This window comes from Lacrimispora algidixylanolytica (assembly GCF_003609635.1).
Taxonomy (GTDB): Bacteria; Bacillota; Clostridia; order Lachnospirales; family Lachnospiraceae; genus Lacrimispora; species Lacrimispora algidixylanolytica.
Window position 1 is genome coordinate 1 of sequence record NZ_MCIA01000028.1, and the last position, 4,628, is coordinate 4,628.

2 protein-coding genes, 1 tRNA gene and 1 pseudogene are annotated in these 4,628 nt (G+C 36.7%); 2 read left to right on the forward strand and 2 right to left on the reverse strand.

What is annotated here, in order from left to right; all coding sequences use genetic code 11:
* The first annotated feature begins 866 nt into the window (after positions 1 to 866).
* Complete coding sequence (locus tag BET01_RS21465) at positions 867 to 1,124, forward strand: ABC transporter substrate-binding protein (RefSeq protein ID WP_147422819.1); 258 nt, start codon at positions 867 to 869, stop codon at positions 1,122 to 1,124.
* Positions 1,125 to 1,486: 362 nt separating this feature from the next.
* Here the strand turns inward: BET01_RS21465 and BET01_RS13950 are convergent, their stop codons facing one another.
* Positions 1,487 to 2,326, reverse strand: coding sequence for a Rossmann-like domain-containing protein (locus BET01_RS13950; RefSeq protein ID WP_120197424.1), 840 nt, complete (start codon positions 2,324 to 2,326; stop codon positions 1,487 to 1,489).
* Between the two features lie 891 nt (positions 2,327 to 3,217).
* Here BET01_RS13950 and BET01_RS13955 point away from each other — a divergent pair.
* A pseudogene (locus tag BET01_RS13955) lies at positions 3,218 to 4,398 on the forward strand (ISL3 family transposase).
* 137 nt (positions 4,399 to 4,535) lie between these two features.
* On the opposite strand, the gene BET01_RS13960 reads toward BET01_RS13955, so the two are convergent.
* Positions 4,536 to 4,607, reverse strand: a tRNA-Gly gene (locus tag BET01_RS13960).
* Between the last annotated feature and the right edge of the window lie 21 nt (positions 4,608 to 4,628).

Genomic DNA, 4,628 nt, shown 5'->3' on the forward strand with positions numbered 1-4,628 from the left:
TTTTTCAGGATAAAGATAATCAGAAATTATAGGCTCGTATGCCCAGTATATATAGAAGATTTGTAATGATCATCAAAGCTGAACTATAGATTTCATTTACTGTATGTACATTGATGTATGATCATATGGGCCTTGAGGGAAGTATGCACATTCCATTATAACTGGGGGTGCAATTCTAATATTATATGGAAAATTTGAATCTTCATCTATTTATAATGTAACACTCGCGTTTGAACGACAGGTTGATCTTCATAATATGGAAAAGTGGTATTAGTACGGAGTAAATTAATATTTTAGATATACCATTATAGTAATGGCTCGTATAAAGTGTCATATTATAATGTTTAATTGGTACTTTTGTTCAGATTATTTGTTTATCATAAAACAGGTATTCTAAATAGTAGAAATGTGCGTGATCTGATCATCTAGAAGGTATCTTCTCTCTCAATGTATATAGAAGCAATTAGATTATTCCAAAAGTTATAGATTCTTAACATGCATCCCTATCTTTATGATTGCACTTCCTATGAAAATGTCAATAAGGAAACCTAACGCTATATAGAACAAATACAGTAAATTTATAATTGACAGGTATTCAACCTAATAATAGACTGATCAAGTATTTCTGGTTAGCCACGGCTAACATTATGTTCTATAAAATAAATCACTCACTTAAGGAGTGGACTATATTGAAGTTAACATAATTATTAACTGGATTGCTTGTTGTTACTGCTTTACTGGCTGGGTGTTCCAATACCTATAAGGTCTCCAGCCCATCTAAAGAAAGTAAGGAATCAAAAACTAATGCTGAAGGATCATCTGAAGTAAATAATAGCATCGCTTCTTCTAATGCCGGTGACTCGGATATGCATGTGATCGAGCAAGCAATGGGCAGCACTACAATTACAGGAATACCGTCTCGCGTTGTTACACTTTTTCAGGGAGCAACAGACTCTGTACTGACTCTTGGCGTAAAACCACTTGGGTCCGTTGAGCCCTGGGCTGAAAAGCCAGTTTATGAATATCTTCGCAGTCAAATGGAGGGTGTAGCAAATTTAGGAATTCAAACTCAGCTTGATTTAGAAGCAATTATTGCTTTAAAGCCTGATATTATTATTGCATAAAAAGTTCGCCATAAAAAAATATATACCCAGCTTTCTGAAATCGCTCCTACTGTAATGTAACCGAGGTATATATATGGAAAGATACCCTAGCAATTAGTAAGACAAGGAAGCCGATGATTTTCTTAAAACATGGGATGAAAAGACCACTTACTTTAAAGAAACGGCAGCGAATAAGATAAAAGATAAGAAGGTCTCTATTGTAGATTTTAGAGCCGACCATGCTCGCATTGTTTATAATGGATTAGCCGCCTTGGTTCTTAAAGATTTGGACATTGAAAGACCGGAGGCCCAGCAAGGAATGGAATGGGGCGGAATTTTAATCCAAGTTCTACAGAGCATATTCTTGTAATTAATACAAGTCTTCAAACACATCTAAGCTCATAGTTATCCATATATGATAAATCCATTCCTTCTGGAATCGCTGCAAAATTAGACTGATAAAATGCTTCCTTATCTCTTACAGAAGCGCTAAATATATAATTATACCCTAGATCAAACAGATATTCTGGACACAGTTCAGCGCTTGGGCCATAAATTCCTCTGATTTTCGCATTTTTACATGTTTTGAGAATATCTTTATAGGTATTGTTTACAATTGTGCAACCAGTCATTACTACGATATCTAGACTTTCAAGCACATCTTCATGTTCAAGTGCATTATCTCCAAGATGCCAATAGATGTTTTCTGGATATACCTTCATCTCATTTCCAATTCTATAATTTAAAATACCCTTGGGATCCCGAAAATCAAACGCATGAAATTCCTTACACTTTCCAAGAAAAACTTCATTATATAGTCCATAACCTATAATTCCAACCTTTTTATCTTTTACATCATAGTCAAATATACGTCCTTCTGTTCGGATAATTCCTCTATCTTTCAGTCTGTCTGCGGAGTTAAATGGCTTGCTTAAGAGATTGCATAAACTAGCTGCTATAATCCTAAGCTCTGGATCAGCCCGGTTAATAAGTTCATAAACACAGTCATCTGCCGGCCTACCAATGAAGGATTTCAATATCTTCTCAAATTCATCTAAGTCTTTTTCTTTTCCCACTCGTAGCGACATGGATAATTTGTCATTGGTATCAGATACCATAAACCACCGGTGTCCCAATACAAATTCTTTTATGATTGGCATAGGTTCCTTATATATCTTATGGTTTTTCTGTATCATTTCCATTGCTATACTTAAGTCTTTCATAATCTTCCTCCTTTATTTATTTGTAATTGAAATTGAAACGATGCTCTTTACGATACGATTGTTATATTGAAGTTCATTTACTGCAACATTTACATGAAATGCACTTGAAATATTCTCTTCGTTAAAAATATCCTGGGTTTGATCATATACATACTACCCAGTACTTTTTAGCAGGAGCGTTTCATCTGAAATAGAATTTCATAATGCCCTCCTTATTATGTTAGCTATAACTAACTCATGTATAAGTTTATATTAAAAAAAGGATTATTTCCATTGCAATGGCAACGAAAGTAATCCTTTTATTGATGTTTATTTATTATAAATACATTTTTAGTATAATCAGTAAAGACGTTTTTTTATTCTGCTAAGTTCTCTTGTTAATTTAGTTCTCTCAACACCAAGATAGTCTGTCATTTTCTGCTGATTGTTTGTAAAAGTAGAGTAATGCAATCCGGTCAAAATGGTGATCTTGAATACAGCAACTAATCCAACACGGCTAAAAAATCTCCATCACCAAGAAAATAGGACTGGCTTTCTGGAATACTTAACAGCCAGCAACAATTCCCACCAATAAAGTAGAGAAGCAACGCCTTGCGTGTAACCTCTTCCGTTCTGAATTGTTCCCAATCACTAATTTATCATCTTACACTATGTAATAACTGGGCGTGATTTTAACTTTCACACTTGTCCCTCATAAATATAACCGCTCGACTTTAAAGTAGGTACTTAGTAAAACAGTGACTTAAAAAACGGTTCTATACTGAATGTTGGGGTGTGCTTAAAAAGCATACTTCCAACATTCTTTTTGTTGTATTAAAATACATCTATAAGAAGCCTCCCAAACGCATTATCCCGACCAAAGTTTAATGTTACGGAGGTGACCACTCATAGATGTACCCTAATTATAGCAAGGCATTCCTCGACTTGGAAGATGTTTTTGTAAAAAAGTAATTACTGCAGATTCTTCTCTTAAGATATTCATCGAAACACGCCCCACGGAGCAGTCCTGTCCTTGTTGCTCCTCTAGCACCAAGAGAGTTCATGATTATCGTACTCAGAAAATGGATGATATCCCCTTTCAGGGGAAAACAGTTACACTCATTCTTAGAAGGCGACGTTATTTATGCACAGACTGTGGCAAACGGTTCTACGAACACTACTCATTCCTACCTCTTTACCACCGCAGAACCAGAAGGCTGGCCTTTTATGTTATTTCATTACTCCGCCAGACTTTCTCTTTAAAGCAGGTTTCTCTACTTACTGGTGTTTCTGTTTCGACCATTTGCAGGCTACTGGATACCCCGGGCTATGCTCCTCCTGATAGAATGCCAGAGGCTATTTCCATTGACGAATTCAAGGGCAATGCTTCTACTGGAAAATATCAGTGTATTCTTGTTGACCCGAAAAAACATCGGATTATTGATATCTTGCCCGACCGCACTCAGAGCCATCTGGCCGACTACTTAAGAGATATTCCCAGATCCGAGCGGATAAAAGTTAAGTTTTTTGTATGTGACATGTGGCTTGCGTATGTTGAGCTGGCTAGAGTTTTCTTTCCTAATGCAAACATTATCGTAGATAAATATCATTTCATACGGCAAGTCACATGGGCAATTGAAAACGTACGTAAACGACTCCAAAAATCCATGTCAGCATCACTCCGAAAATACTACAAGCGGAGCCATAAGCTAATACTAACTCGCTACAAAAAGCTAACGGATGAGAATAAGAAAGCCTGTGACCTAATGCTTCAATACAGTGACGACCTGCGTCTGGCCCACATGATGAAGGAATGGTTTTATGATATCTGTCAAACACAGTCTTACCGCAAGCAGCAAAAGGTGTTTGATGACTGGATCGCAAATGCAAGGGATAGCAAAATACCAGAATTCGAGAAATGTGCCAAAACATTTAAGTCATGGAGAAAAGAAATCTTAAATGCATTCAAATATGGCATTACAAACGGAGTAACAGAGGGATTCAACAATAAGATTAAAGTATTAAAACGAAGTTCCTATGGAATCCGAAATTTCAAACGATTCCGAACTCGGATACTTCACTGTACATCATAGAAAAAATGGTCGGGATAAGGAGACTTATTTCGCATGCCCAAAAACGGCATACAATAGAACCAACTATTCAAATGGCTCTTTGTCAATAAAAAAACCAGAACCTTAAAAAATCAAGATTCCGGCTACCTATTAATAAGAGCGCGAGACGGGACTCGAACCCGCGGCCCCGACCTTGGCAAGGTCGTGCTCCACCACTGAGCCACTCGCGCCTATTCTCTTTAAGGCATATA